Annotated in this window: 24 protein-coding genes; 6 read left to right on the top strand and 18 right to left on the bottom strand. The window is 70.6% G+C overall.

Going from position 1 to position 25,699, the window contains the following annotated elements:
* Window positions 1-136 precede the first annotated feature (136 nt).
* Entirely contained in the window at window positions 137-1,612 is a 1,476-nt protein-coding gene (locus HQQ85_RS18910; protein ID WP_173184102.1) for an MDR family MFS transporter, read from the bottom strand.
* 224 nt (window positions 1,613-1,836) lie between these two features.
* Between HQQ85_RS18910 and HQQ85_RS18905 the strand changes: the two genes are divergently transcribed.
* A complete protein-coding gene (locus tag HQQ85_RS18905) occupies window positions 1,837-2,688 on the top strand; it encodes an alpha/beta hydrolase (RefSeq protein ID WP_173184101.1) in 852 nt (283 codons plus the stop codon).
* A gap of 49 nt (window positions 2,689-2,737) precedes the next feature.
* Window positions 2,738-3,178 (top strand): MarR family winged helix-turn-helix transcriptional regulator, encoded by a 441-nt coding sequence (locus HQQ85_RS18900; RefSeq protein ID WP_173184100.1) that lies wholly within the window; start codon window positions 2,738-2,740, stop codon window positions 3,176-3,178.
* Window positions 3,179-3,242: 64 nt separating this feature from the next.
* Here the strand turns inward: HQQ85_RS18900 and HQQ85_RS18895 are convergent, their stop codons facing one another.
* The 4 genes from HQQ85_RS18895 to serA form a co-directional block, all read right to left on the bottom strand.
* A complete protein-coding gene (locus HQQ85_RS18895; RefSeq protein ID WP_173184099.1) occupies window positions 3,243-4,019 on the bottom strand; it encodes a fumarylacetoacetate hydrolase family protein in 777 nt (258 codons plus the stop codon).
* Window positions 4,016-5,131, bottom strand: a complete 1,116-nt coding sequence (locus HQQ85_RS18890; RefSeq protein WP_173184098.1) for a branched-chain amino acid aminotransferase — start codon at window positions 5,129-5,131, stop codon at window positions 4,016-4,018. Before HQQ85_RS18890 ends, HQQ85_RS18895 begins: the two co-directional genes overlap by 4 nt.
* Window positions 5,132-5,166: 35 nt before the next feature.
* Complete coding sequence (locus HQQ85_RS18885; RefSeq protein ID WP_173184097.1) at window positions 5,167-6,222, bottom strand: 3-isopropylmalate dehydrogenase; 1,056 nt, start codon at window positions 6,220-6,222, stop codon at window positions 5,167-5,169.
* A gap of 76 nt (window positions 6,223-6,298) precedes the next feature.
* A complete protein-coding gene (serA, locus tag HQQ85_RS18880; RefSeq protein ID WP_173184096.1) occupies window positions 6,299-7,888 on the bottom strand; it encodes a phosphoglycerate dehydrogenase in 1,590 nt (529 codons plus the stop codon).
* Window positions 7,889-7,951: 63 nt separating this feature from the next.
* Between serA and HQQ85_RS18875 the strand changes: the two genes are divergently transcribed.
* Window positions 7,952-8,350, top strand: coding sequence for a DoxX family membrane protein (locus HQQ85_RS18875; RefSeq protein WP_246306484.1), 399 nt, complete (start codon window positions 7,952-7,954; stop codon window positions 8,348-8,350).
* Window positions 8,351-8,378: 28 nt separating this feature from the next.
* Here HQQ85_RS18875 and HQQ85_RS18870 read toward each other — a convergent pair whose 3' ends face one another.
* Genes HQQ85_RS18870 through HQQ85_RS18845 form a run of 6 tightly spaced genes read right to left on the bottom strand, consistent with a single transcriptional unit; the run spans window position 8,379 to window position 14,816 of the window.
* Complete coding sequence (locus HQQ85_RS18870) at window positions 8,379-8,720, bottom strand: hypothetical protein (protein ID WP_173184095.1); 342 nt, start codon at window positions 8,718-8,720, stop codon at window positions 8,379-8,381.
* The gene (locus tag HQQ85_RS18865) at window positions 8,717-9,229 is read right to left on the bottom strand and encodes a hypothetical protein (RefSeq protein ID WP_173184094.1); all 513 of its coding nucleotides are present in this window, start codon (window positions 9,227-9,229) and stop codon (window positions 8,717-8,719) included. Before HQQ85_RS18865 ends, HQQ85_RS18870 begins: the two co-directional genes overlap by 4 nt.
* A gap of 24 nt (window positions 9,230-9,253) precedes the next feature.
* Window positions 9,254-11,458: a glycogen debranching N-terminal domain-containing protein gene (locus HQQ85_RS18860; protein ID WP_254069587.1), complete on the bottom strand. Its 2,205-nt coding sequence runs from the start codon at window positions 11,456-11,458 to the stop codon at window positions 9,254-9,256.
* Window positions 11,455-12,366 carry a carbohydrate ABC transporter permease gene (locus HQQ85_RS18855; protein ID WP_173184093.1) on the bottom strand — a complete coding sequence of 304 codons (912 nt, stop codon included), beginning with the start codon at window positions 12,364-12,366 and terminating at the stop codon, window positions 11,455-11,457. The genes HQQ85_RS18860 and HQQ85_RS18855 overlap by 4 nt, the downstream gene beginning before the upstream one ends.
* Window positions 12,363-13,529, bottom strand: a complete 1,167-nt coding sequence (locus HQQ85_RS18850; RefSeq protein WP_173184092.1) for a carbohydrate ABC transporter permease — start codon at window positions 13,527-13,529, stop codon at window positions 12,363-12,365. Before HQQ85_RS18850 ends, HQQ85_RS18855 begins: the two co-directional genes overlap by 4 nt.
* A gap of 45 nt (window positions 13,530-13,574) precedes the next feature.
* The gene (locus HQQ85_RS18845; RefSeq protein WP_173184091.1) at window positions 13,575-14,816 is read right to left on the bottom strand and encodes an ABC transporter substrate-binding protein; all 1,242 of its coding nucleotides are present in this window, start codon (window positions 14,814-14,816) and stop codon (window positions 13,575-13,577) included.
* Window positions 14,817-14,982: 166 nt separating this feature from the next.
* On the opposite strand from HQQ85_RS18845, the gene HQQ85_RS18840 reads away from it, so the two are divergent.
* A complete protein-coding gene (locus HQQ85_RS18840) occupies window positions 14,983-16,044 on the top strand; it encodes a LacI family DNA-binding transcriptional regulator (RefSeq protein ID WP_173184090.1) in 1,062 nt (353 codons plus the stop codon).
* A gap of 126 nt (window positions 16,045-16,170) precedes the next feature.
* On the opposite strand, the gene ilvC is transcribed toward HQQ85_RS18840, so the two are convergent.
* From ilvC to otsA, 6 genes are all read right to left on the bottom strand, one after another.
* Complete coding sequence (gene ilvC / locus HQQ85_RS18835; RefSeq protein ID WP_173184089.1) at window positions 16,171-17,196, bottom strand: ketol-acid reductoisomerase; 1,026 nt, start codon at window positions 17,194-17,196, stop codon at window positions 16,171-16,173.
* A 46-nt stretch (window positions 17,197-17,242) separates the two neighbouring features.
* Complete coding sequence (gene ilvN / locus HQQ85_RS18830; RefSeq protein WP_173184088.1) at window positions 17,243-17,752, bottom strand: acetolactate synthase small subunit; 510 nt, start codon at window positions 17,750-17,752, stop codon at window positions 17,243-17,245.
* Between the two features lie 3 nt (window positions 17,753-17,755).
* Complete coding sequence (locus HQQ85_RS18825; RefSeq protein WP_173184087.1) at window positions 17,756-19,558, bottom strand: acetolactate synthase large subunit; 1,803 nt, start codon at window positions 19,556-19,558, stop codon at window positions 17,756-17,758.
* Between the two features lie 43 nt (window positions 19,559-19,601).
* Entirely contained in the window at window positions 19,602-21,296 is a 1,695-nt protein-coding gene (ilvD, locus tag HQQ85_RS18820; RefSeq protein ID WP_173184086.1) for a dihydroxy-acid dehydratase, read from the bottom strand.
* 92 nt (window positions 21,297-21,388) lie between these two features.
* Window positions 21,389-22,159 (bottom strand): trehalose-phosphatase, encoded by a 771-nt coding sequence (otsB, locus tag HQQ85_RS18815; RefSeq protein WP_173184085.1) that lies wholly within the window; start codon window positions 22,157-22,159, stop codon window positions 21,389-21,391.
* Window positions 22,156-23,757, bottom strand: coding sequence for an alpha,alpha-trehalose-phosphate synthase (UDP-forming) (gene otsA, locus HQQ85_RS18810; protein ID WP_173184084.1), 1,602 nt, complete (start codon window positions 23,755-23,757; stop codon window positions 22,156-22,158). The genes otsB and otsA overlap by 4 nt, the downstream gene beginning before the upstream one ends.
* A gap of 136 nt (window positions 23,758-23,893) precedes the next feature.
* Between otsA and HQQ85_RS18805 the strand changes: the two genes are divergently transcribed.
* Both HQQ85_RS18805 and HQQ85_RS18800 read left to right on the top strand, forming a co-directional pair.
* The gene (locus HQQ85_RS18805; RefSeq protein ID WP_173184083.1) at window positions 23,894-24,088 is read left to right on the top strand and encodes a hypothetical protein; all 195 of its coding nucleotides are present in this window, start codon (window positions 23,894-23,896) and stop codon (window positions 24,086-24,088) included.
* 1 nt (window position 24,089) lies between these two features.
* Window positions 24,090-24,452 carry a hypothetical protein gene (locus tag HQQ85_RS18800; RefSeq protein ID WP_173184082.1) on the top strand — a complete coding sequence of 121 codons (363 nt, stop codon included), beginning with the start codon at window positions 24,090-24,092 and terminating at the stop codon, window positions 24,450-24,452.
* A 2-nt stretch (window positions 24,453-24,454) separates the two neighbouring features.
* Here the strand turns inward: HQQ85_RS18800 and HQQ85_RS18795 are convergent, their stop codons facing one another.
* On the bottom strand, window positions 24,455-25,636 hold the full coding sequence (locus HQQ85_RS18795) for a mechanosensitive ion channel family protein (protein ID WP_173184081.1): 1,182 nt from the start codon (window positions 25,634-25,636) through the stop codon (window positions 24,455-24,457).
* Window positions 25,637-25,699 lie beyond the last annotated feature (63 nt).

Below are 25,699 nucleotides of genomic sequence, written 5' to 3'. Positions count from 1 at the left end.
AGCCGCCGCAGTTCTAGCTGCCCCGCCCGAGCCGCCGCAGTTCTAGCGGTACGGCGACGGCATCGGGGCCCCGCGCACGACGAAGGGCGCCGAGCTTCACGCTCGGCGCCCTTTCGCGCGCGGTCGGGAGCCGCGCCTAGTGCATCGGCGCTGCGGCCGGCGCGTCCTCGGTCATCCGCTCGCCCGCGTCGACCGCCTCGGCCGGACGCCGCACGAACAGCGCCGCCACCACCCCGAGCACCGAGATGATCGCGCCGCACAGGAACGCCGCCTGGATGCCGGAGGCCGTCGCTGCGACCTGGGTCGCCCCGGCGGTCAGGCGCTGGGCCGTGACACTGGCCATGAGCGCCACGAACAGCGCGGTTCCGGCCGCACCGGCCAGCTGCTGAACGGTGCCGATGATGGCCGATCCGTGCGAGTACAGCCGCGGCGTCAGCGAGCCGAGACCCGCGGTGAACAGCGGCGTGAACATGAACGCGAGCCCTGCGCTGAGCGCGATGTGCGCTCCGAGCACGAACCAGACCGAGGTGTTCTGGTCGACCATCGTGAGCCCCCAGAGCACGAGGCTCACGGTGATCGCGCCTGGGATGACGAGCGGGCGCGGCCCGACCCGGTCGTAGAGGCGGCCGACGAACGGCGCGAGCACGCCCATCACGAGCCCACCCGGCAGCAGCAGCAGGCCGGTGGCGAGCGGGTCGAGCCCGAACACGCCCTGCAAGAGGAACGGCAGCACGATGATGGTGCCGAACAGCGCCATCATGCTCACGGCCATCAGCAGGATCGACACCGTGAAGGTGCGCGAGCGGAAGGTGCGCAGGTCGAGCAGCGCCCGGTCGCGGCGCTGCAGAGCGAGCTGACGCAGCACGAAGGTGCCGAGCGCCGCGACGCCGACGATCAGCGGCAGCCAGCTCGACAGGAAGGTCGCCCCGGCCCCGCCGAGGGTGCTGAGGCCGTAGACCAGACCGCCGAATCCGAAGGCCGACAGGATGATCGACAGGACGTCGATCGGAACCCGACGCGGCTCGGTCACGTTCACGACCCGCAGCGCGCCGAGCAGCAGTGCGCCGAGGGCGATCGGCAGCACGAGGATGAACATCCACCGCCAGGACAGGGTGCTCAGGATGATGCCCGAGATGGTCGGGCCGATCGCGGGGGCGACCGAGATGACGATGGAGATGTTGCCCATCGTGCGGCCGCGCACCGCCGGCGGCACGAGGGTCATCACGGTGGTCATCAGCAGCGGCATCATGATCGCCGTGCCGCTGGCCTGGACCACGCGGCCGACGAGCAGCACCTCGAAGCCGGGCGCCATCGCGGCGATCAGCGTGCCGAGCGAGAACAGCGACATGGCGGCGATGAAGATCGGGCGCGTGTTGAAGCGCTGCAGCAGGAAGCCGGTGATCGGGATGACCACCGCCATCGTGAGCATGAACGCGGTCGAGAGCCACTGCGCGGCCACCTCGGTGATGCCGAGGTCGACGACGAGGTGCGGGATGGCCACACCCATGATCGTCTCGTTCAGGATGACGACGAAGGCCGAGACGAGCAGGAGGTTGATGACGAGGCGGTCGCGGGGAGCGACGCGCGTCTCGGAGGGAGCGGTTGCGGTCATGGGGATCCCGTCTGGATGCGGAAGGCGGAAGGGCGTGCGGAAGGCGGAAAGCGGAAGGGCGCTTGGGTGGTAACGTCGAGCCCCGCTCGTTCTATTCCCCGACGCGGCCGACTAAGTGAACAGTGTACACATTCCGGCCCGCCGCCGCGATGTTCCGACGGATGTCCAGTGCCGAGGCGCCCCGATCGGGGCTACCGTCAGCCAACCGACCGGAAGGACGCCCCATGAGCACCCTCACCACCACGGAACGCGACGAGATCTCCCGAGCGAACGACTCGGGCCTGCAGCCCGTCGTCTTCGTGCACGGTCTGTGGCTGCTCTCCAGCAGCTGGGACCGCTGGCGCGCGCTCTTCGAGGACCAGGGGTTCACGACCATCGCGCCCGGCTGGCCCGACGACCCGGGCAGCGTCGAGGAGGCCCGCCGGAACCCCGAGGTGTTCGCGCACAAGATGGTGAAGCAGGTGACCGACCACTACCTCGAAGCGATCGACGGGCTCACCATCGCGCCCGCGGTCGTCGGCCACTCCTTCGGTGGCCTGATCGCGCAGAAGATCGCCGGCACCGGGGCGTCGACGGCCACCGTCGCCATCGACCCCGCGCCCTTCCAGGGCGTGCTGCCGCTGCCGCTGTCGTCGCTGAAGTCGGCCTCGGCCGTGCTCGGCAACCCGCTCAACTTCGGCCGAGCGGTCGCGCTCACCCTGGAGGAGTTCCGCTTCGGCTGGGCCAACGCGCTCGACGACGACGAGGCCGAGGAACTCTGGACGACGTACCACGTCGCCGCCTCGGGCGTGCCGCTCTTCCAGGCGGCGACGGCGAACGTCAACCCCTTCACCGAGACCAAGGTCGACACGAAGAACCCGGCCCGCGGCCCGCTGCTGATCGTCTCGGGCGAGAAGGACAACACGGTGCCCCGCGCCATCACCGATGCCGTCTACCGGCTGCAGCAGAAGAACCCGGGGCTGACCGAGTTCATCGAAATCCCGAACCGCGGCCACTCGCTCACCATCGACTCCGGATGGCGAACGGTCGCCGACGAGGTGCTGGCCTTTCTCGAGCGGCAGACCGCGATCGGGTGAGGCGTGTGGGAGACTTCCGGTACTGCACCGGTGACCGAAGGCCTCCCGAATGACGAACCACGCCGGCTCCGACCGAGCCGAGATCGCCGCGCGACTCGCGGTCGCCGTCGGGCGACTCAATCGCCGCATCCGCCCCGCCGGCGAGCTCACGCCCGGCCAGGTCTCGGCGCTGTCGATCATCGTGCGGCAGGGCCCGATCCGGCCCGGCGACATCGCCCGCGCCGAGCGGGTGGCCGCGCCGACGATCACGCGGCTGCTCACCGAGCTGGAGAACCGTGCCCTGATCACCCGGAGCGCCGACCCCGACGACGGCCGCTCGTTCTTCGTCAGCGCCACCGAGGCCGGCACGGTCGCCATCGCCACCGCCCGTCGCCAGCGTGCCGAGCGGGTGCTCGCGCTGTTCGACGAGCTCGACACCGATCAGATCGAGCGCCTGGGTGAGGCACTCGACGCCCTCGAGCTCGTGGCCGACAGCACCACCGCCGACTAGAGCGTCCCGCCGCCGACCGACGCGGAGGGGCCGGACGGCACCCGCCGTCGCACGCCTCCGCCGCCTAGAGCACCGGGTTCGACAGCACCCCGATGCCCGCGATCTCGATCTCGACGGTGTCGCCGGCCTCGATCGCCGCGACCCCCGCCGGCGTGCCGGTGAGGATGACGTCGCCCGGCAGCAGCGTGAACACCGACGAGGCGTAGGCGACGATCTCGGCCACCGAGTGGATCATGTCGGTCACCGGCGCGCTCTGCGCCAGCACCCCGTTCAGCCGCGTCTCGACCGTCGCCGCGGCGAGGTCGAACTCGGTCTCGATCACGGGCCCGAGCGGGCAGAAGGTGTCGAAGCCCTTCGCCCGCGTCCACTGCCCGTCGCTCTTCTGCAGGTCGCGGGCGGTCACGTCGTTGGCGATCGTGTAGCCGAAGATCACGCTCGCGGCATCGGCCACCCGCACGTTCTTGGCGATGCTGCCGATGACGACGGCGAGCTCGCCCTCGAAGTCGACCCGGCTCGACTGGGCCGGCCGCACGATGCGGTCGCCCGGTCCGATCACCGAGGTGTTCGGCTTCAGGAACATCAGCGGCTCGGCCGGCGCCGAGCCGGTGCCCATCTCGGCGACGTGGTCGAGGTAGTTCTTGCCGATGCCGATCACCTTCGAGCGCGGGATGACCGGGGCCAGCAGCGTGGCGTCGGCGAGCGGCACGCGCTCCCCCGTGGTGTCGAAGCCGGCGTACATCGGGTCGCCGTTCAGCACGACGAGCTCGGGCACCCCCGCGTCGCTCTCGTCGAGGATGCCGAAGGTGATGGCGCCCTGGTGGCTGAACCGTGCGATCTTCATGCGTCGAGCCTAGTCAGCCACCCGTGACGGTCGGCGATGCGACCGTACTGGATGTCGGTCAGCTCCCGCCGGATCGACATGGTCAGCTCCCCGGCCGGCGCGCTCTCGTCGCCGATCACGCCGTCGGCCGACTTCAGCGCCGAGATCGGCGTGATGACGGCGGCGGTGCCGCAGGCGAACACCTCGGTGATCGACCCGTCGGCGACGCCCTGGCGCCACTCCTCGACGGTCACGTCGCGCTCCTCCACCGTCATCCCGCGGTCCTTCGCGAGCTGGATGATGCTGTCGCGGGTGATGCCCTCGAGGATGGTGCCGGTCAGGCGCGGGGTGACGAGCTTCGTGCCGCCGTCGTGCACGAAGAAGATGTTCATGCCACCGAGCTCGTCGATGTGCTGGCCGGTCTCCCCGTCGAGGAAGAGCACCTGCGCACATCCGTTCTCGTAGGCCTCCTGCTGGGGCAGAAGCGAGGCGGCGTAGTTGCCGCCGCACTTGGCCGCTCCCGTGCCGCCGCGGCCGGCGCGCGAGAACTCGGTCGACAGCCAGATCGACACCGGGGCGACTCCCCCGTGGAAGTAGGCGCCCGCCGGGCTGGCGATCACGTAGTAGGCCACGCGCTGCGAGGGCCTCACGCCGAGGAACGACTCGTTCGCGATCATGAACGGGCGGATGTACAGGCTCGTCTCGGGCGCGCTCGGCACCCACGAGCCGTCGACGGCCACGAGCTGCTTCAGCGACTCGATGAAGTCCTCGGTGGCGAGCTCGGGCAGCGCGAGCCGCCGGGCGGAGCGCTGCAGCCGCTCGGCGTTCTTGCCCGGCCGGAACGTCCAGATCGAGCCGTCGGCGTGACGGTAGGCCTTCAGGCCCTCGAAGATCTCCTGCGCGTAGTGCAGCACCGCAGCGGAGGGGTCGAGCATCAGCGGGCCGTACGGGATGACCTCGGCGTCGTGCCAGCCGTCCTCGATGGTCCAGTCGATCTTGACCATGTGGTCGGTGAAGTGCTTGCCGAACCCGGGGTCGGCGAGGATGACCTCCCGCTCCGCCTCGTCCCGAGCCGCCTGCGAGGGCGTGAGCTCGAACGTCAGGGGGAAGGTGGAGGACTCTGCGATGGTCATGGGCTGTCTTTCGTCAGTGGGTCGGAGTGGATTCTTCAGGCGCCGAGGGCCGCCACCACCGCGTCGCCGATCTCGGAGGTCGTGCGCGCCGGCCGGCCGTCTCGCGAGGCGATGTCGGCGACCACGGCGGTGCGCACGCGGTCGGCCGCATCCGTCAGAGCGAGGTGGTCGAGCAGCAGCGCCGCCGAGAGGATCGCGGCGGTGGGGTCGGCCTTCTGCTGGCCGGCGATGTCCGGCGCGGATCCGTGGACCGGCTCGAACATCGAGGGGAACGCGCCGTCGGGGTTGATGTTGCCCGAGGCCGCAAGGCCGATGCCGCCGCTGATCGCGCCGGCCAGATCGGTGAGGATGTCGCCGAAGAGGTTGTCCGTGACGATGACATCGAATCTAGCAGGGTCGGTGACCAGGAAGATGGTCGCGGCGTCGACGTGGAGGTAGTCGACGGCCACTTCTGGGAAGGTGGCCCCCACCTCGTCGACGACGCGCTTCCAGAGCCCGCCCGCGAAGGTGAGCACGTTCGTCTTGTGCACGAGCGTCAGCTTCTTGCGACGAGCGGATGCTCGCGCGAACGCGTCGCGGACGACCCGCTCGACCCCGTAGGCGGTGTTGATCGACACCTCGTTGGCGATCTCGTGCGGCGTGCCGGTGCGGATGGCGCCGCCGTTCCCGACGTAGGGGCCCTCCGTACCTTCGCGCACGACGACGAAGTCGACGTCGCCGTGCTCGGCGAGCGGCGAGGGCACGCCCGGGTAGATGACGGTGGGTCGGAGGTTCACGTAGTGGTCGAGCGAGAAGCGCAGCTTCAGCAGCAGGCCCCGCTCGATGTTCGCGTTCTTCAGCCGGGGGTCGCCGGGCACGCCGCCGACGGCGCCCAGCAGGATGACGTCGTGCGCCGCGATGGCGGCCAGGTCGTCGTCGGTGAGCACGTCGCCCGTCTCGAGGAAGCGGGCGGCCCCCAGCGAGAAGTGGGTCTTCTCGAACTCCACGCCCGCGTCGGTCGCGACCGCGTCGAGCACCTTGACGGCCTCGGCGACGACCTCCGGCCCGATGCCGTCACCGGGGATGAGCGCGAGCTTGATGGTTCGTTCCATGCGCCCAGCTTATTGCCGCGCGAGGGCGGCGACCGCCCCGAGCGGCGGTGAGCGCGCCGAGCGGCGGCGCCGCGACTCAGGCGGTGATGTCGACCTCGACCATGACGTCGGCCTCGATCGAGACCCGGAGCGCGTCGAGCAGCCCGTCGGGCACGGGCGAGTCGACGGTCAGCACGCTGAGCGCCTTGCCGCCGGCCTCGTGCCGGGCGATCTGCATGCCGGCGATGTTGACCTGCGCCTCGCCGAACTCCTTGCCGTAGACCGCGACGATGCCGGGCCGGTCGGTGTAGAGCATGACGATCAGGTGCTTCGCGAAGGGCACCTCGACGTCGTACCCGTTGATCTCGACGATCTTCTCGATCTGCTTCGAGCCCGTCAGGGTGCCCGAGACCGAGACCTGCGAACCGTCGCTGAGGGCGCCGGTGAGCGTGATGACGTTGCGGTACTCGGCCGACTCGGGGTCGGTGATCAGCCGCACGGCGACCCCGCGCTGCTCGGCGAGGAGCGGCGCGTTGACGTAGGACACGGTCTCGCTGACGACGTTGGTGAACACGCCCTTGAGCGCCGCGAGCTTCAGCACGCTGACGTCGTAGTCGGCGAGCTCGCCCTTGACGACCACGTCGACGCTCGTGAGCGGGCTGCCGGCGAGTCCCGAGAAGACCTGGCCGAGCTTCTCGACCAGGGCGATGCCGGGGCGCACGTACGGGTCGATGACCCCTCCGGCGACGTTCACCGCATCCGGAACCAGCTCGCCGGAGAGCGCGAGGCGCACCGACTTCGCGACCGAGACGCCGGCCTTCTCCTGCGCCTCGTCGGTCGAGGCGCCGAGGTGCGGCGTGACGACGACGTTCGGCAGGGCGAGCAGCGGCGACTCCTTCGGCGGCTCGCTGACGAACACGTCGAGGCCGGCTCCCGCGATGGTCTTCGAGGTCAGGGCGCGGTAGAGCGCATCCTCGTCGATCAGGCCGCCGCGGGCGACGTTCACGATGAAGGCGGTGGGCTTCATCAGCGCCAGCTGCTCGTCGGAGATCATGCCCGTGGTCTCGGGCGTCTTCGGCATGTGGATGGTGATGAAGTCGCTCTGCGCGAGCAGCTCGTCGAGGGTCACCAGGGTGACGCCGAGCTGCTGGGCGCGGGCGCTCGTGACGTAGGGGTCGTAGGCGATGACGTTGACGCCGAAGGCCTGCAGGCGCGCGGTGATCAGCGCGCCGATGCGGCCGAGGCCGATGATGCCGACGGTCTTCTCGAACAGCTCGACGCCAGTGTAGGCGGAGCGCTTCCACTGCCCCTGGGCCAGCGCGGCGTGCGCGGCGGGGATGTGACGGGCGAGGCTCAGGATGTGCCCGACCGTGAGCTCTGCGGCCGAGATGATGTTCGAGGTGGGCGCGTTGACGACCATGACCCCGGCGGTCGTAGCCGCCTTGATGTCGACGTTGTCGAGACCGACGCCGGCGCGGGCGACGACCTTCAGCACGGGTGCGGCGGCGATGGCCTCGGCGTCGACCTTCGTGGCCGAGCGCACGAGCACCGCGTGGGCGTCGGCGAGGGCGGCCAGCAGCGCCGGACGGTCGGTGCCGTCGACGGAGCGCACGTCGAAGTCGGGCCCGAGGGCGTCGACGGTGGCGGGGGACAGTTCTTCGGCGATCAGCACGACCGGCTTCGACACGGGGCGGGTCCTTCGGTTCATCGGCGGGGAGCCCGTCCAGCGTAGTGCAGGCAGAATGGCCCGATGGACTTCATGACGTCGGGCGTCGTCCTCGACGTGCTCCGCCTGCTGATCGCCGCTGTGTTCGTGCTCATGGGCGTGAACCACTTCGTGCCGCGCTCGGCCCGCACGATGGCCGCGATGATGCCGCCCCGGATGCGCGGGACGGGCATCCTGGCCCCGCTGAACCTGGTGTACCTCACAGGGGCCTGCGAGATCGCGGGCGGGCTGGGGCTCGTGTTCCCGCCGACGCGGATCGCGGCGGGAATCGCGCTCGTGGTCTTCCTCGCCGCCGTGTTCCCGGCGAACGCGTACGCGGCGACGCGGCGAGACCGCTTCGGCGCCCTCGCCGTGCCGTTCGTGCCGCGGCTGATCGCGCAGATCGTGCTCGCGGCGCTGATCCTGCTGGTGGCCTTCTTCTGACGAGGTCCGCTGCGGCCGGCCAGGCCCGCTAGAGCGAGACCAGGCTGAGCGAGACCACCGACACCACCGCGAATCCCACGGCGAAGACCACCGCCCGCTCCCAGGTGCGCAGGGTGCGGCCGATGAGGAGCGCCGCGATGTAGACCACGATCGGCACGACGGCGTAGCCGATGATCAGCGCCCAGAGGCCGGTGTCGGGCGCTGTGCCGTAGCTGTTCAGCAGCGAGACGACGCCGATCAGGTTCGCCAGCCCGCCCCACAGGTGGTACGCGTACAGGAACGCGAAGATCAGCGCCACCGCCCAGCCGGCCTTGCCGAAGGTGCGGAACCCGCGCTTGGCGGGAGCGGCCGGTGCCGTCGCGGCGGTCACGCCGTGCCCCCGATCAGGAACGGCCAGGGGATGAGCACGAGCACTCCGATCACGAGCCAGAGGAAGCGGTAGCGCCGGCGCCGCTGGGTGATCAGCAGCGTCGCCACGAACCACAGCGGCGCCGCGGCGATCGCGAGCGTGCGGGCGATCAGGTCGCTGAACACCCCGAACGTCACGTCGATCGCCATCTCGTAGCGGCTGAAGAAAACGATCCAGCCGATCGTGTAGAGCAGGTAGACCCCGCCGAGCACGCCGAGACCGATCAGCGCGGCCGAGCTCAGCTGAGCGGATGCGCGTTCCGCGTCCTCGAGCTCGCGCTCCGCCGCGCGGTCCTCCGCGTCCTCCGCCTCGTCGAGCACGGTGCGGGGTGCAGCGGCCGGCGCCGTCTCGCCCCGGCGCGAGCCCCGCCCGCGCGGAGCGGCCGCGCCGCCCACCGCCCCCTCGGGCGCGAGGGTCGGATCGTCGTCACCGGCCCACCCCAGGGCCTCGTCGTCGCGCGCGTCGCTCATGCCCTCACCCTACCGGGGCTCGGGTCAGGCGAGAGGGGTGGCGGTGGCGGCGTCCGGGGTCGCGACGACGCGGAACGGGCGGCCCGCGACACGGAGGCCGTCGAGCGTCACCTGCCCGAGGGCGGCGTCGGCGAGCGGCGCCACGAGGAGGGTCGTGCGGTCGGGCGCGGGACGCGCATCCGTCGCCGCCACCGCCACCGCCACGGCGGCCGCCGCCGACCACGCCTGCGGCCGGCACGCCGCGGGGTACGGCGCCGGCACCGCGGTGACCGCCGCCGAGTCGCCCGAGTGCAGCTCGGACATGCGGTACCCGAAGGCCTCGGCCGCGCGCAGCAGCCCCCGCCCGAGCCGGGCGGCCTCTACGCGGAAGCCCTCCCGCGCGAGCCCCTGCACCGCGATCGCCGTGTCGTGTGCCCAGACCGAGCCGCCGTGGTAGCTCAGCGGCCAGTAGCCGGCCGAGTCGGTGGCCATCGTCCGCAGCCCGAAGCCCGAGTCGAGCCGCTCGTCGACGAGCAGCCGAGCGATGTCGGCGGCCTCGTCGGCGTTCAGGATGCCCGTGCCGAGCAGGTGCCCGATGTTGCTGGTCAGCGTGTCGACCGGTCGCTTCGCCGCGTCGAGCGCGATCGCCGGGTAGCGGCCGCCCTCCCGCTCGATCCAGAAGGACGCCCGGAAGCGCTCGGCCAGCGCCGACGCCCAGGCCCGCCATACGTCGCCGCCCGACTCGCCGAACGCGTCGAGCAGCTCGGCGCCGTCCCGGGCGGCCTGGTAGGCGTAGCCCTGCACCTCGCAGAGCGCGATCGGCCCCTCGGCGAGGCGCCCGTCGCGCCACTGCACCGAGTCGCCGGAGTCCTTCCAGCCCTGGTTCGCGAGACCGTGCCCCGTGGTGTCGGCGTACTCGAGGAAGCCGTCGCCGTCGCTGTCGCCGTGGTCGCGCATCCACGCCAGGGCGCGCTTCAGATTCGGCAGCAGCGGCCGCACCTCGTCGTCGGAGAGCCCCCACCGGCGGGCCTCGGCGAGCAGCACGATCCAGAGCGCGGTGGCGTCGACGGTGCCGTAGTAGAGCGGGGGCAGCGTGATGTCCTCCCCCGGCATGGTGAGCTCGCCGGGCCGCAGCTCGTGCATGATCTTGCCCGGCTGCTCGGCGGTCTCCCCCACCGTCCGCTCGCCCTGCAGCCCGGCGAGCACGCGCAGGGTCGAGGCGGCGAGCTCGGTGCCGAGCGGCAGCAGCAGGCGGGCGGCCCAGAGCGAGTCGCGGCCGAAGAGGGTGAAGAACCAGGGGGCGCCGGCCGCGAGGAAGGGCTCGCCGGGGGCGCGGCTGGTCTCCATCCGCAGGGCGGCGAGGTCGTCGAGGGCGCGGCGGTTCCAGTGCGCGAGGCGGCTGTCGCCGGCGTCGACGCGGGCGTCGGCCCACTCCGCGGTTCCGGATGCGCCCGTCACGACGGCCGCCGAGTCCTCGAGGGCGAGTCGCCAGGTGAGCGTGGCCGTGCCATGCGGGGGCACGACGAGCGGCCAGGTGAGCGTGATCCGGGCGGCGGGGTCGGCGACGGATGCGCGGCCGTCCGCCTCGGCGCCGCCCCCCGTCGAGGCGTGCCCCTCGGCCGCGTCCGCGGCGGCCGATCCGGGCGCCGCCACCGCGATCGCCGCGCCGGGGGCGTAGAGCCGGCCGGTCGAGGTGCCGGACGCGAGGAGCACGGCGCCGGCGCGCTCGACGACGGTGACCGGCTCGAGGGCGGCGCGAGCATCCGGAGCCCCGTCGAGCCCCGAGCCGGCGAGCCCCGCCTTGACGATCTGCATCGGCGCGAAGTCGGCCGCCAGCGTCAGCCGCACCTCGGTGACGATCTCGTGGCCGAGCGCCGAGGTGAACCGCAGCTCCTCGGCGAAGCCGCCGGACGTCACCGTGCGGCGGCGGTCGAGGCGCACCCGCGGGTCGGCCGTGCGGTCGTCGATCGAGCGGACGAGCGCCGTGAAGACCGTGTCGGACGAGCCACGGGACGACTGCGACACCGTCTCGGGTGCCGCCCCGCCCACCTCGAGCGCGAGCCCGCGCAGCACCCGCGTGTCGGAGTGGTATGCCCCGTGGATGGCTTCCGTCATCGCGCCCGAGGCCGCCGACCAGGCCTGGGTCGGCGCGGCGAGCACCACCGTGGCGTCGTTGAGGAAAGGCTGCAGGGGGTGGGACATGGCGGGGATCTCCTGGGAGGTCGACGGGGAGGGGAGCACGGCGGTCATTCCTTGACGGCCCCCTCGCTGGCGTTCATGATGCGGCGCTGGAAGATGAAGAACATGACGGCGACGGGCACGGTCATGATGGCCGCGGCCGCCAGCTTCAGCGGATACTGCGTACCCTGGCTGAGCTGCCCGGAGGCGAGCGAGGCGACGCCCTTGGTGAGCGTCGTCAGCTCAGGCGACTGGGTCGAGACGATGAAGTGCGAGAGCTCGTTCCACGAGCCCTGGAACGACAGGATCACGATGGTGATCAGCGCGGGACGGGCCATCGGCAGCACCACCGACCAGAAGATGCGGAAGGTGCCTGCGCCGTCGATGCGGGCCTGCTCCTCGACGCTCGCCGGGATCGACTCGAAGAAGTTCTTCATGATGAACACCCCGGCGGCGTCGACCAGCAGCGGGATGATCATGCCCGCGTAGGAGTCGTAGATGCCGAGCTGGTTGATCACGAGGAACTTCGGGATGAGCAGCACCACGAGCGGCACCGACATCACCGCGACGAGCCCGGCGAAGATCACGTTCCGGCCCCGGAAGTCCAGGCGCGCCAGCGCGTACCCGGCGAGGGAGGCGAGGAACACGCGGCCGATGGTGACGAACACCGTGACGACCGCCGAGTTCGCGAACCAGGTCGGGAAGTCGGAGTTGAGGAACAGGCGCTCGTAGGCCGCCGTCGTCCAGGTCTGCGGGATCAGCGAGAGCGGGTCGCTCGCCGCTTCCGCGTCGGACTTGAACGAGGTGGCGACGTCGATCAGGAACGGGAAGATGTAGACGATCGCGATGACGGCGAGGATGGCGTAGAGCACGGAGGTGCTCGCGATGAAGCGGCCGCTGCGGCGGCGGCGCGGCTGCTCGGGTGCCCCGCCGGCTGCTGTCGGCGTCGCCGGGCTCAGGGTGCTCGTGGCGGCGCTCATGCCCGGCCCTCCTTGTTCGCGGTCTGGCTGCTCGCGATGCTGTACGCCCGCATCCGTCGCTTGGACACGGGGCGGTCGCGCAGCACGATGCGCTGGATGATCGTCAGCACCACGATGATCACGAACAGCACGAACGCGATCGCGGCGCCGCGGCCCCAGTCCTGGCTCTCGAACGCCGAGGTGTACGAGAGGTAGGCGGGGGTGACCGTGGTCTTGCCCGGGCCGCCCTGGGTGCCGGTGTAGATCTGGTCGAACACCTGCCAGGTGCCGATGAGCCCGAGGGTCAGCACCGTGAACAGCGTCGGCCGCAGCTGCGGCAGGGTGACCCGCCAGAAGCGCTGCCAGCCGTTGGCGCCGTCGATCATCGCCGCCTCCTGCACGTCGCCGCCGAGGTTCTGCAGCGCCGCGATGAACAGCAGCATGAAGGTGCCCGAGGTGGTGAACACGGCCATCAGCACGAAGGCCGACATGGCCACGCTCGGCCCCGCCCACCAGTCCCACCACGAGACGCCGAGGGTGGTGTTCTCGGTCATCCACGCCGGGCCCTGCGTGATGCCGACCGCGGCGAGCAGGTTGTGCACGACGCCCGAGGGGTCCTGGAACCAGTTCGGGCCGTTCACCCCGAACCACGAGAGCACCTTGTTGACGGCACCGGATGCTCCGAAGAGGAAGAGCCAGAGCACCGTGATGGCGACCGAGCTGGTCACGCTCGGGAAGTAGAACGCCGTGCGGAAGAAGCCGCGCCCCTTCAGCACCTGCCGGTTCACCAGCACCGCGAGGAAGAGCGACAGCGCCGTCTGGATCGGCACCACGAGCAGCACGTACCAGGCGTTGTTGCGGAGGGCCACGCCGAAGTCGCGCTCGGCGAGCCCGCCGCCGGCGAGCAGCTCGTCGTAGTTGTCGAGCCCGACGAAGTTGACGCTCGACGCGAAGGGACTCCCCCGCCCCGACCAGTCCGAGAAGCTGACCCAGAGGGCCATCAGCACGGGCACGACGAGGAAGAGGCCGAGGATGATCAGCATCGGGGCCGTGAACAGCCAGCCCGCGATGCCCTCCGACTTGCGGATGCCCTTCGGCGCCCGGCGGCCCGACGGCCTCCCGGCGCTCTTCGGGGCCCCTCCGGGTGCCGCCGCCGTGGGCGGCACCGTCACGGATGCGGTCATGCGATCCTCCTCGACCTCGTCGTCGTGATCATCGGGCCGATCGTCCTACTGGACGATCGCCTCCATGTTCTTCTGCGCGGTCTCGAGGATCGCGGCGGGGTCACCGGTGGACAGCGACTCGAGCTGCGAGTTGAGGTCCTTGATCACGTCGGCCGAGCCCTCGAGGGTCGGCACGCCCTGGGCGTAGTCGGCGGAGTCGAGGAACGCGGCCTTGTCGGGGTTCTCGGTCTTCCACTGCTCGGCGGCCGACTGCACCGACGGCATCACGCCGAAGGCCTTGGCGAACTCGAGCTGCTGGTCGGTGCTCGTCAGCTTCTCGACCAGGGCGAGAGCGGCCTCCTGATTGGGGCTGTCGGCGGCGATGCCCCAGCAGTTGCTGAACTGCAGCGTGCCCTCGCCGCCGGGGCCGGCGGGCAGGGCGGCGACGGTGTACTTCACGTCGGGGTAGTCGGCCTGCAGGCCGCCGGCGATCCAGTTGCCCTCGATGGTCATCGCGGCCTGGCCCTTGCCGAAGGCCTCGCCGCCCCAGCCGGCGCCGAGGTCGGAGGAGTACTTCGCGACGCCCGCGCTGAACAGCGACTTGACGTACTCGAGCGCCTGCAGGTTCTCCGGGCTGTCGACGGTGGCCTCGGTGCCGTCGTCGTTCAGCAGGCTGCCGCCGGCCTCGGCCATGAAGGCGCCGACGCGGGCGTACTCGGGCGAGAACGCCAGGCCCACGTGCTCGGGGGTGGTGAGCTTCTGGGCGACGGCGGTCAGCTGGTCCCAGGTGGTGGGCACGTCGGCGTCGGTCAGGCCCGCGGCCGTCCAGAGGTCGGTGTTGATGATCAGGGCGAGGGTCGAGAAGTCCTTCGGGGCGCAGTAGAACTGGCCGTCGTAGGTGAAGGAGTCGACGAGGGTCGGGTAGAAGTCGTCCTTGTTCGAGAGCTGGTCGCCGTAGGGGTAGAGCGAGCCGTTGGCGGCGTAGCCGGCCAGCGCGTCGGTCGAGACGTAGAAGACGTCGGCCGGCTTGCCGCTGGCGAAGCCCTGGCTGAGCTGCTGGTTGAGGTCGGAGGCGGTGTTCAGGGTGGCCTCCGTGCCCGACTCCTCCGACCAGGCGGCGACGGCGTCGGTGACGGCCTGGGTCTCGGCGTCGCCGCTCGAGCCGATCAGCACGGTGAGGCCGGCGCTGTCGTCCTGGGCGGCGCCGGTCTCGCCGGCGTCGTCGAAGCCCGAGCCGCAGGCCGAGAGGGTGAGTGCGGTCGCGGCGGCGAGGCCGAGCGCGACGGCGAGGGAGCTGCGTCGTTGCATGGTGTTCTCCTTGTGTGCGGGGGTGTTTTGATCGATCCAATTAGTGCTTCAGCGCGATTTGATCGTTCAAACCAGTGGTCACCACCATAACTCGCCGCCGCGGGTGCGGCAACTGCCGGTGCTAAGTTCATTGGAACGATCAAGCTCCGGAGTCGAGGGAGGACCGATGGGCGCACTCCCCACCATCCACGACGTCGCCCGCGTGGCCGGCGTCTCGCGCCAGACCGTCTCGAACGTGCTGAACTCCCCCGGCATCGTGCGCCCCGACACCCGCGACCGCGTCACCACCGCCATCGCGGAGCTCGGCTACCGACCGCACGAGTCCGCACGGCGCCTGCGCACCCGCAAGAGCTCGACCATCGGCATCCGCATCGACCCGATGACCGACGGCATCTCGGGCAGCGTGCTCGACCGCTTCCTGCACGCCCTCACCGAGCAGGCCGCCGCGCAGGGCCTCCGCGTGATGCTCTTCACGGCCACCGACCCCGACGACGAGATCCGCCAGTTCGCGCGCCTCCGCGACGGCGCCGACGTCGACGCCTTCGTGCTCACGAGCACCTTCCACGGCGACCCCCGCACCGAGTGGCTGATCGCCAACGACCAGTCCTTCGTCACCTTCGGACGCCCCTGGGGCATCGACGACATGAACGACCCCGCCCACCTCTGGGTCGACGTCGACGGCTGGTGGGGGCTGCACGAGGCGACCACCGCGCTCCTCGCCCAGGGTCACCGCCGCATCGGCTACATCGGCTGGCCGAGCCCCTCGGGCACCGGTGACGACCGCCGCCGGGGCTGGCACGACGCCATGGTCGCCGCCGGCGGGCTCACGGATGCTCAGCTGACCCCCCTGGCGATCGCGACCCCCGACGGCGTCACCCCCGGCGGCGCGGCACTCCGCGCCCTCCTGGCGGGCCGACCCGGAGTCGCCCCCGTCGACGCCGTCGTCTGCGCCTCGGACTCCCTGGCGCTCGGCGCCCTGATCGCCTCGGCGGGCTCGATCCCCGTGATCGGCTACGACGACACCCCTGTCGCCCAGGCCCTCGGCCTCTCGAGCGTGGAGCAGCCGCTCGACGAGGTCGCCTCCGGCGTCCTCGAGCTCCTCACGGGCGCCCACCGCGGACGCCCCGACGCGGGCCCCACGACCGACCCCCGCCACCGCCTCGTCCGCCCCCGCCTCGTCCTCCGCTCCCCCGCGCCCCTCCCGGCCGCCGCCGCCCCCTCCCCCTAGCTCCCGACGAACCGTCGCAAATCGCCCTCTCAGAGGCATGAGAGGGCGATTTGCGACGGTTCGATCAGCGGGCGAACGGGAGAGGGCCCCGGAGCGATGCTCCGGGGCCCTCAAGGGTGGTGCGGGTCAGCGCGCAGCGCTGCCGTCCGTGTAGTCGGCGTCCTGCTGCTTCCACGCGAAGAGCGCGCGCAGCTCCTTGCCCGTGGCCTCGATGGGGTGCGCGGCACCCTTCTCGCGCAGGGCGAGGAACTCGGGAGCCCCGGCGTCCTGGTCGTCGATGAAGCGCTTGGCGAACGCGCCCGACTGGATGTCGGCGAGCACGGCCTGCATGTTCTCCTTCACGTGCGGGTCGATGACGCGCGGGCCCGAGACGTAGTCGCCGTACTCGGCCGTGTCGGAGACCGACCAGCGCTGCTTGGCGATGCCGCCCTCCCACATCAGGTCGACGATGAGCTTCAGCTCGTGCAGCACCTCGAAGTAGGCGATCTGCGGCTGGTAGCCGGCCTCGGTCAGGGTCTCGAAGCCGTACTGCACGAGCTGCGAGACGCCGCCGCAGAGCACGGCCTGCTCGCCGAACAGGTCGGTCTCGGTCTCCTCGGTGAAGGTGGTCTTGATGCCGCCGGCGCGCAGGCCGCCGATGCCCTTGGCGTAGCTCCACGCGAGCGCCCAGGCCGAGCCGGTCGCGTCCTTCTCGACGGCGACGATGACGGGCACGCCGCGGCCGGCCTCGTACTCGCGGCGCACGGTGTGACCCGGGCCCTTGGGGGCGACCATGATCACGTCGACGCCCTCGGGCGCCTCGATGTAGCCGAAGCGGATGTTGAAGCCGTGGCCGAAGACGAGGGTCTTGCCGTCGGCGAGGTTCGGCTGGATGTCCTGGGCGTAGATGCCGCGCTGGTGCTGGTCGGGCGCGAGGATGACGATGACGTCGGCCCACGAGGTGGCCTCGGCGACCGAGACGACCTTGAAGCCGGCCTCCTCGGCCTTGGGGGTCGACTTCGACCCCTCCTTGAGCGCCACGACGACCTCGACGCCCGAGTCGCGCAGGTTGAGGGCATGGGCGTGGCCCTGCGAGCCGTAGCCGACGACGGCCACCTTCTTGCCCTGGATCAGGGACAGGTCGGCATCCTGGTCGTAGAAGATCTCGGTCACGTGTTTCTCTCCTTGTGTTGGGTGAAGTGCGAAGTGGTGAAGATGGTCAGTTCTTGAAGACGCGCTCGGTGATGCTCTTCGAGCCGCGGCCGATCGCGAGGAGGCCCGACTGGGCGATCTCCTTGATGCCGTAGGGCTCGATCACCTTGATGAAGGCCTGCGTCTTGCCGGAGTCGCCCGTGACCTCGATCACGAGGGCATCCGTCGACACGTCGACGACCCGAGCCCGGAACAGGTTCACGGCCTCGAGCACCTGCGAGCGCGTGGTGTTGTCGACGCGCACCTTGACGAGCAGGTGCTCGCGCTGCACGGACTGCGCCGGGTCGAGCTCGACGATCTTGATGACGTTGATCAGCTTGTTCAGCTGCTTCGTCACCTGCTCGAGCGGAAGGTCCTCGACGTCGACGACCACCGTGATGCGGGACAGGCCCGGGATCTCGGAGTGGCCGACGGCGAGCGACTCGATGTTGAAGGCGCGGCGGGCGAACAGCCCGGCGACGCGGGTCAGGAGACCCGGCTTGTCCTCCACGAGGAGGCTCAGGACGTGGGTGCTCATGGTCTACTCCTCATCCCATTCCGGAGCGTGCTCCTTGGCGTACTGCACGAAGCTGTTGCTGACACCCTGCGGCACCATCGGCCACACCATCGCGTCGGCCGAGACGACGAAGTCGATCACCACGGGCCGGTCGTTGGTCTCGAGCGCGAGCTTGATGGCCGCATCGACCTCCTCGAGCTTGGTGACCCGGATGCCCAGTGCGCCGTACGCCTCGGCCAGCTTCACGAAATCGGGCACCATGCGCGACTCGTGACCGGTGTTCAGGTCGGTGAACGAGTGTCGGCCGTCGTAGAACAGCGTCTGCCACTGCCGCACCATGCCGAGCGAGGAGTTGTTGATGATCGCGACCTTGATCGGGATGTCGTTGATCGTGCAGGTCGCGAGCTCCTGATTGGTCATCTGGAAGCAGCCGTCGCCGTCGATCGCCCACACGGTGCGCTGCGGCTCGGCGACCTTGGCGCCCATCGCGGCGGGCACCGAGTAGCCCATCGTTCCGGCGCCGCCGGAGTTCAGCCAGGCGTGCGGGCGCTCGTACTTGATGAACTGGGCCGCCCACATCTGGTGCTGTCCGACGCCCGAGGCGTAGATGGCCTCGGGGCCCGAGAGCTCGCCGATGCGCTTGATCACGTACTGCGGGGCGAGCAGCCCGTCGGTCGGCTCGGCGTAGCCGAGCGGGAACTCGTCCTGCAGCCCACGCAGGTAGGTCCACCACTCGTCGAGCTCGAGCGGCGCGCCCGAGATCTCGGCCCAGGCCGCGGTCAGGTCGGTGATGACGTCTTTCGCGTCACCCACGATCGGCACGTCCGCGATGCGGATCTTCGAGATCTCGGCGGGGTCGATGTCGACGTGCACGACCTTCGCGTTCGGCGCGAACTCGCTCGCCTTGCCGGTGACGCGGTCGTCGAAGCGGGCGCCGAGGGAGATCAGCAGGTCGCTCTCCTGGAGCGCCAGCACCGCCGGCACCGTGCCGTGCATGCCGGGCATGCCGAGGTGCTGCGGGTGCGAGTCGGGGAAGGCGCCGCGGGCCATCAGCGTGGTGACGACGGGGGCACCGGTGGCCTCGACGAGCTGCAGCAGCTCGGCCGACGCCTCCGAGCGGATGACGCCGCCACCCACGTAGAACACGGGCTTCTTCGCCTCGGCGAGCAGCTGCGCCGCCGCCTGGATCTGCTTGCCGTGCGCCTTCGTGATCGGCCGGTAGCCCGGCAGGTCGATCTTCGGCGGCCAGATGAAGGGCGCCTTGTTCTGCTGCGCATCCTTCGTGATGTCGACGAGCACCGGGCCGGGACGGCCGGTCGAGGCGATCTGGTAGGCCGCGGCGAGGGTCGCCGGAACGTCCTCCGGACGCTTCACGAGGAAGGAGTGCTTGGTGATCGGCATCGTGATGCCGACGATGTCGGCCTCCTGGAACGCGTCGGTGCCCATCAGGTGCGAGAACACCTGGCCGGTGATCGCGAGCAGCGGCACCGAGTCCATGTAGGCGTCGGCGATCGCGGTGACGAGGTTCGTGGCGCCGGGGCCCGAGGTCGCGATGGCGACGCCGACCTTGCCGCTGGCCGAGGCGTAGCCCTCGGCCGCGTGGCCGGCGCCCTGCTCGTGGCGCACGAGGATGTGGCGGATCTTGTCCTGCGTCATCAGCTCGTCGTAGAACGGGATGATCGCGCCGCCCGGCAGCCCGAAGACGTCTTTGACGCCGAGGTGCTCGAGCGTGCGGAGGACCGCCCCCGATCCGGTGAGGATCTCGGGCGAGGACTCCGCGCTGGGCGGTGACTTCTTGGTTGGCACGGGGAAGGCGTCCGTGGACATGGTGGTTTCCTCAGTCAGAGTGCACGGTAGATGGATGCGCGGGTCACCCCGTGATCGCGCCCTCCGCAGCGGAGTGCACGAGCTTGGAGTACTTCGCGAGAACGCCACGGGTATAGCGCGGAGGAAGTGGAGCCCAGCCGTCTCGGCGGGCTGCAAGCTCATCTGGCTCGACAAGTAGGTCGAGCGAGCGAGCGGCGATATCGACCCGTATTAGATCACCATCGCGCACGAAGGCGATCGGACCTGCGTCGACCGCTTCGGGTGCTATGTGGCCGATGCACAGGCCGGTTGTGCCGCCTGAGAATCGTCCGTCTGTCAAGAGTAGTACATCTTTGCCGAGCCCCGCGCCCTTGATGGCCGCGGTGATGGCCAGCATCTCGCGCATTCCCGGGCCGCCCTTGGGGCCCTCGTAGCGGATGACCACCACGTCGCCGGCGTTGATGCGGCCCTCGGTCAGCGCATCCATCGCCGCGCGCTCGCGCTCGAACACGCGGGCCGGGCCCTCGAAGACGTCGGCGTCGAAGCCGGCCGACTTCACCACGGCGCCGTCGGGGGCGAACGAGCCCTGCAGCACGGTCAGGCCGCCCGACTTGTGGATGGGGTTCGACAGGGGGCGGAGCACCTCGCCGTCGAGCGGCGCGATGTCCATCTCGGCGAGGTTCTCCTCGATGGTCTTGCCGGTGACGGTCATGGCGTCGCCGTGCAGCAGGCCCTCGTCGAGCAGCGCCTTCATCACGGCCGGCACACCGCCGTGGCGGTCGACGTCGTTCATCACGAAGCGGCCGAAGGGCTTGAGGTCGCCGATGTGCGGCACCTTGTCGCCCACGCGGTTGAAGTCGGCCAGCGTGAGGTCGACCTCGGCCTCGGCGGCGATGGCCAGGAGGTGCAGCACGAGGTTGGTCGAACCGCCGAAGGCCATGCCCACGGCGATCGCGTTCTCGAGCGACTTCTTGGTGATGATGTCGCGGGCGGTGAGGCCGAGGCGCAGCATGTTCACCACCGCCTCGCCCGAGCGGTGCGCGAAGTAGTCGCGACGGCGGTCGGCGGCGGCCGGAGACGCCGAGCCGGGCAGGCTCATGCCCATCGCCTCGGCGGCGCTCGCCATGGTGTTCGCGGTGTACATGCCGCCGCACGAGCCCTCACCCGGGGCGAAGGCGCACTCGATGCGGTGCGCGTCCTCCATCGACATGCGGCCGGCGCGCACGGCGCCGACGGCCTCGAAGGAGTCGATGATCGTGATGTCCTTCTCGGTGCCGTCGGAGAGCTTCACCCAGCCGGGCGCGATCGATCCGGCGTAGAGGAAGACCGAGGCGAGGTCGAGCCGGGCCGCCGCCATCAGCATGCCGGGCAGCGACTTGTCGCAGCCGGCGAGCAGCACCGAGCCGTCGAGGCGTTCGGCCATCATGACGGTCTCGACCGAGTCGGCGATGACCTCGCGGGAGACGAGGGAGAAGTGCATGCCCTCGTGACCCATCGAGATGCCGTCGCTGACGGAGATGGTGCCGAACTGCAGCGGGTACCCGCCGCCGGCGTGCACGCCCTCCTTCGAGGCGCGGGCGAGGCGCTCGAGCGAGAGGTTGCAGGGCGTGATCTCGTTCCACGAGCTCGCGATGCCGATCTGGGGCTTCTCCCAGTCGCCGTCGCCCATGCCGACGCCGCGCAGCATGCCGCGCGAGGTGAGGGCTTCGATCCCATCGGTGACGGTGCGGCTGCGAGGCTTCATGTCTATTTCGGGCATGTTACGTAGTTTAGAACCGCCGAACGGATGCTCATGCACCCGGTGCCGTGCCGGTGACGAATCGGCGTCCGCCGCCGGCTGTGCAGGAGTGGTCAGAGCCGTCCGCGCCGGAGCTCCCCCAGCTCGGCGAGCACCTCCGCCATCTCGGCCGGACCGGCCACCCGAGAGCCCGCGCGGGTCTCCCCCGGGCCCACCTTCACGCCCAGGTCGTCGCCGCCCAGCGCGCCGAAGCCGTCCTCGTCGGTGACGTCGTCGCCGGCGAACAGCACGGCCGTGGCGCCGGTCTGCTCGCGCAGCCGGTCGACCGCGTCGCCCTTCGTGGTGCCGCGCACCGAGAACTCGAGGATGTCCTGGCCGTGCCGCACCGTGACGCCTCGTGCCTCGGCCTCGGCGGCGGCGAGCGCCTGCTCTTCTGCGCGTGCCGTAGTCGGAGGGTCGGCGAGCCGCGTGTGCATCGCGAAGCCGGCCGGCTTCTCCTCGATCCAGACCCCGTCGAGCGGCTCGGCGACGGCGGCCAGCAGCGGCTCGAGGCGGTCGCGCTCGGCCTGCTCGGCATCGCTCAGGTCGAGCGCCACCCGGCCCTCCGTGCGCACCTCGACCCCGTGCGACCCGGCGAGCAGGGCGTGGTCCGGGAGGTCGCTGACCGCGGCGAGGCTCTCCATCGCCCGGCCTGAGACGTAGGCCACGTGAGTGGCGGGGAGATCGAGCAGCGCCAGCACGGCGTCGCGGGCCTCGGGGAGGGCCCGGGCATCCGCCGGCACGTCGACGATGGGCGCCAGGGTGCCGTCGAAGTCGAGGGCCACCAGGAGCACGGGGGTCGCGGCGAGGCGCCGCAGGGCCTCGGCCGTGGGGACGCCGGTCACTCGCCGACCTCGTCGACGTCGACGTCCACGTCGGCCTCGGTATCCGCATCGACGACCGGCGCGGCCGCCGCCTTGTTCGCCTTCGGCAGCGCCAGCCCGTCGGAGGGCGTGGTGAGCGTGGCGAGGAACGACGACGACCACCGCGCCACGTCGTTCTCCTGCACGCGCTTGCGCATGGCGCGCATCCGTCTCGCCCGCTCGGCCTTGGGCATGGCGATCGCCTTGAGGATGGCCTCCTTGAGGCCCTCGATGTCGTGCGGATTGACCCGGAGGGCGGTGCGCAGCTCGTCGCTCGCGCCGGCGAACTCGCTCAGCACGAGCACGCCGTCGTTGTCGAAGCGGGAGGCGACGTACTCCTTGGCGACGAGGTTCATGCCGTCGCGGAGCGCGGTGACGAGCATCACGTCGGCGGCGAGGTACAGGGCCACCATCTCCTCCCGCGGGTAGCCGTGGTGCAGGTAGCTGATGGCCGTGTGGCTGATGGTGCCGAAGTCGCCGTTGATGCGGCCGACCGTGAGCTCGATCTCGTCGCGGAGGTTCTGGTAGGCAGTCACCCGCTCGCGGCTCGGGCTGGCGACCTGCACCAGCGTGACGTCCTCGACCTCGACGGTGCCGTCGGCCAGGAGCTCGCCGAAGGCCTTCAGACGGTGGCCGATGCCCTTGGTGTAGTCGAGGCGGTCGACGCCGAGCATGACGACCTTCGGGTTGCCGAGTCCCTCGCGGATCTCGCGGGCCCGCTCCTGGATGTCGGGGCGGCGGGCGAGCTCCTCGTAGCGGGCCGCGTCGATCGAGATCGGGAAGGCCTTCGCCACGACGGTGCGCACGAGCTTGTCGTCGCGCACCCGGGAGATGCGGTGCTTCGCGCTCTTCACCTCGGCCTCGGCCTCGACCGGCACGTCGATCACGGTGCCCTTGGTCTGGTGCCCGAGCAGGCGTCGCACGGCCCTCGTGAAGTTGCCGGCATCCGCCGTGCGCTGGAAGCCGATGACGTCGGCGCCGAGCAGGCCCTCGATGATCTGGGTGCGCCAGGGCAGCTGCGAGTAGATGCCGTATGCCGGGAACGGAATGTGGTTGAAGAAGCCGATGGTGAGGTCGGGCCGCTGCTCGCGCAGCATCTTGGGCACCAGCTGCAGCTGGTAGTCCTGCACCCAGACGGTGCCGCCCTCGGAGGTGACCGCGGCCGCGCGATCGGCGAAGCGCTGGTTGACCGTGACGTAGCTCTCCCACCACTCGCGGTGGTAGGCCGGAGGCGCGATGACGTCGTGGTAGAGCGGCCAGAGCGTGTCATTCGAGAAGCCCTCGTAGTAGAGCTCGACGTCGTCGGCGGTGAGCGTGACCGGGATGAGGTGGATGCCGTCGTGCTCGAACGGCTCGGTCTCGTCATTGGCGGAGCCGGTCCAGCCGATCCAGGCGCCGTCGGCCTCGCGCATCACCGGCTCGAGCGCCGTGACGAGCCCGCCCGGCGAGGTGCGGAACGAGAGGGTGCCGTCGGCGTGCACCTGCCGGTCGACCGGCAGCCGGTTCGAGACGACGACGAAGGGGAAGCCGGCGGGGCTTTCGGCGGAGGATTCGGCGGAGGTTTCTGTCGAGGAAGGCATGTGTCCGTTCAGCGAGTCCGGGAGGCGAGCGGATCCGCACGGATCCGGGCCGGATCTCCTTCGATCACCCTACCAGGGGCACCTCGGGGCGGCCCGGGGTAGCGTAGGCAGCACGACGTCCGAGAACGGGGAGACCGTGCGCAAATTCATCCTGAACAGCAGCATCATCAGTTCGATCATCGGTGGCTTCTCGGTGATCCAGACCACCCGCAAGGGCCCGCGCGACTGGCGGCTGATCCTGATGTGGCTGAGCTGGGGCATCACGCTGGCGCTCGCGGTCGGCAGCGTGCTGCAGAGCGACGAGGACGCCCGAGAGCTCGAGGGCCGCTGAGATGAGCTACGGGCCCGGCGGGGGCGTGCTCACCGTTCTGCTGCACGTGATCGGCAGCGTGTTCTCACTGGTCGCGGGGGCGATCGCGTTCCTCTTGGTGCTGGCGCTGATCGTGCTGCTGGTGCGGTTCCTGTGGTTCGGCACCCGGGCCGCGCAGGTGTATCTGGCGAAGAACGGGGAGTCGCCGCGGTTCACGTGGCCGCTTTCGCGGATCGGCGGGCCGGAGCCGAGAGATGCCGAAGCGCCGGTCGCCGATGAGCCCGACCTCACCGAGACCCGCCCCTACGAGACACCGGATGCCCCCGGGGCACCCGCGGCACCCAAGACGCCGCGCAAGCCGAAGTCACCGCCCAGCGCATCCTGAACCTACCGCTCGTCGGGGTCGACGTGGGCGGTCTGGATGGGCCCGGTGAACAGGCTCGCCCGACCCTCGGCGCCCACGTCGCCGTGGAAGAGGCCTGACGCCTCCTGGCCGCGCTTCGCGTTCCGGGCCGGCTTGCGGCTGATGTCGGGCTCCTCGTCGACCATCCGCACGCGGCTCTTCGGCAGGGACTGCGGGCTCTCCCGGTGCAGCCACACGATCATCTCCTCGCGGACGAAGCAGCGCAGGTCGAACAGCGTGGGCGCATCGACGGCCGTCACGAGGATGCGGATGCGCACGTAGCCGCCCACCGCATCCGTCACCTGGAGCACCGAGACGCGCTTGTCCCAGAGGTCGGTGCGCGCGAGGATGCGGTCGAGCTCCTCGCGCATCTCGTGCGGCGTGACCCGCCAGTCGAGGTCGAACTCGACGGCGCCGAGGAGCTCGGAGGTGCGCCTGGTCCAGTTCTGGAAGGGCTGCGAGGTGAAGTAGGTGCTCGGCAGCACGAGGCGACGGTCGTCCCACAGGTGCACGACCACATAGGTCAGCGTGATCTCCTCGATCCTGCCCCACTCCTGTTCGACGATCACGACGTCGTCGACCCGCACCGCGTCGCTGAAGGCGATCTGCATGCCCGCGAACACGTTCGACAGCGTCGACTGCGCGGCGAGGCCCGCGATGATCGAGACCAGCCCGGCCGAGGCGAGCACGCTCGTGCCCACGGCCTGCGCTCCGGGGAAGGTGAGCAGGATGGCGCCGATCGCGAGCACGATCACCACGGCCATGCCGAGCCGGCGCAGGATCAGCACCTGCGTGCGCAGCCGCCGCGCGATGCGGTTGTCGGGCCGGTCGATCGTGTACCGGGCGAGCGCGACGTCCTCGAGGAACATCGCGAGCATGCAGACGAGCCACGCGCCGAGGGCGATGGTGGCGATCAGGAAGAGCTGGTCGACCACCGGCTGGTAGTCGCCGACGGGGATGGTGAGGTCGACGCCGATCCAGAGCAGCACCACGAGCAGGAAGATGCGGAAGGGGATGCGCGCCCGGCGCACCAGGGCGTTCGGCCACCTCCGGCGCCGACCGGCGGCGCGCACGATCAGCGCGACGAGCGCGGTCACGACGAGCGCCGCGACGAGGGCGGAGACGGTCGCGACGGCGAAGGCGGTCCAGGTTCGTTCGATGGCCATGAATTCCAGCCTAATCAGGGCATCGACACCGTGCGTGCGGCGTGTCGAGTGGCCCCCCGGATG

It is taken from the genome of Herbiconiux sp. VKM Ac-2851, assembly GCF_013205105.1.
Lineage (GTDB): Bacteria > Actinomycetota > Actinomycetes > Actinomycetales > Microbacteriaceae > Herbiconiux > Herbiconiux flava.
The sequence above is the reverse complement of the archived record's forward strand: the minus strand, read 5'-3'. Positions and strand labels throughout refer to the sequence as shown.

What these genes read in the sequence shown, in the direction of transcription:
- HQQ85_RS18910 (WP_173184102.1), bottom strand. Translation starts at nt 1,612, where the DNA reads ATGACCGCAACCGCTCCCTCCGAGACGCGCGTCGCTCCCCGCGACCGC.
- HQQ85_RS18905 (WP_173184101.1), top strand. Translation starts at nt 1,837, where the DNA reads ATGAGCACCCTCACCACCACGGAACGCGACGAGATCTCCCGAGCGAAC.
- HQQ85_RS18900 (WP_173184100.1), top strand. Translation starts at nt 2,738, where the DNA reads ATGACGAACCACGCCGGCTCCGACCGAGCCGAGATCGCCGCGCGACTC.
- HQQ85_RS18895 (WP_173184099.1), bottom strand. Translation starts at nt 4,019, where the DNA reads ATGAAGATCGCACGGTTCAGCCACCAGGGCGCCATCACCTTCGGCATC.
- HQQ85_RS18890 (WP_173184098.1), bottom strand. Translation starts at nt 5,131, where the DNA reads ATGACCATCGCAGAGTCCTCCACCTTCCCCCTGACGTTCGAGCTCACG.
- HQQ85_RS18885 (WP_173184097.1), bottom strand. Translation starts at nt 6,222, where the DNA reads ATGGAACGAACCATCAAGCTCGCGCTCATCCCCGGTGACGGCATCGGG.
- HQQ85_RS18875 (WP_246306484.1), top strand. Translation starts at nt 7,952, where the DNA reads ATGGACTTCATGACGTCGGGCGTCGTCCTCGACGTGCTCCGCCTGCTG.
- HQQ85_RS18865 (WP_173184094.1), bottom strand. Translation starts at nt 9,229, where the DNA reads ATGAGCGACGCGCGCGACGACGAGGCCCTGGGGTGGGCCGGTGACGAC.
- HQQ85_RS18860 (WP_254069587.1), bottom strand. Translation starts at nt 11,458, where the DNA reads ATGACCGCCGTGCTCCCCTCCCCGTCGACCTCCCAGGAGATCCCCGCC.
- HQQ85_RS18855 (WP_173184093.1), bottom strand. Translation starts at nt 12,366, where the DNA reads ATGAGCGCCGCCACGAGCACCCTGAGCCCGGCGACGCCGACAGCAGCC.
- HQQ85_RS18850 (WP_173184092.1), bottom strand. Translation starts at nt 13,529, where the DNA reads ATGACCGCATCCGTGACGGTGCCGCCCACGGCGGCGGCACCCGGAGGG.
- HQQ85_RS18845 (WP_173184091.1), bottom strand. Translation starts at nt 14,816, where the DNA reads ATGCAACGACGCAGCTCCCTCGCCGTCGCGCTCGGCCTCGCCGCCGCG.
- HQQ85_RS18840 (WP_173184090.1), top strand. Translation starts at nt 14,983, where the DNA reads ATGGGCGCACTCCCCACCATCCACGACGTCGCCCGCGTGGCCGGCGTC.
- ilvN (WP_173184088.1), bottom strand. Translation starts at nt 17,752, where the DNA reads ATGAGCACCCACGTCCTGAGCCTCCTCGTGGAGGACAAGCCGGGTCTC.
- HQQ85_RS18825 (WP_173184087.1), bottom strand. Translation starts at nt 19,558, where the DNA reads ATGTCCACGGACGCCTTCCCCGTGCCAACCAAGAAGTCACCGCCCAGC.
- ilvD (WP_173184086.1), bottom strand. Translation starts at nt 21,296, where the DNA reads ATGCCCGAAATAGACATGAAGCCTCGCAGCCGCACCGTCACCGATGGG.
- otsA (WP_173184084.1), bottom strand. Translation starts at nt 23,757, where the DNA reads ATGCCTTCCTCGACAGAAACCTCCGCCGAATCCTCCGCCGAAAGCCCC.
- HQQ85_RS18800 (WP_173184082.1), top strand. Translation starts at nt 24,090, where the DNA reads ATGAGCTACGGGCCCGGCGGGGGCGTGCTCACCGTTCTGCTGCACGTG.
- HQQ85_RS18795 (WP_173184081.1), bottom strand. Translation starts at nt 25,636, where the DNA reads ATGGCCATCGAACGAACCTGGACCGCCTTCGCCGTCGCGACCGTCTCC.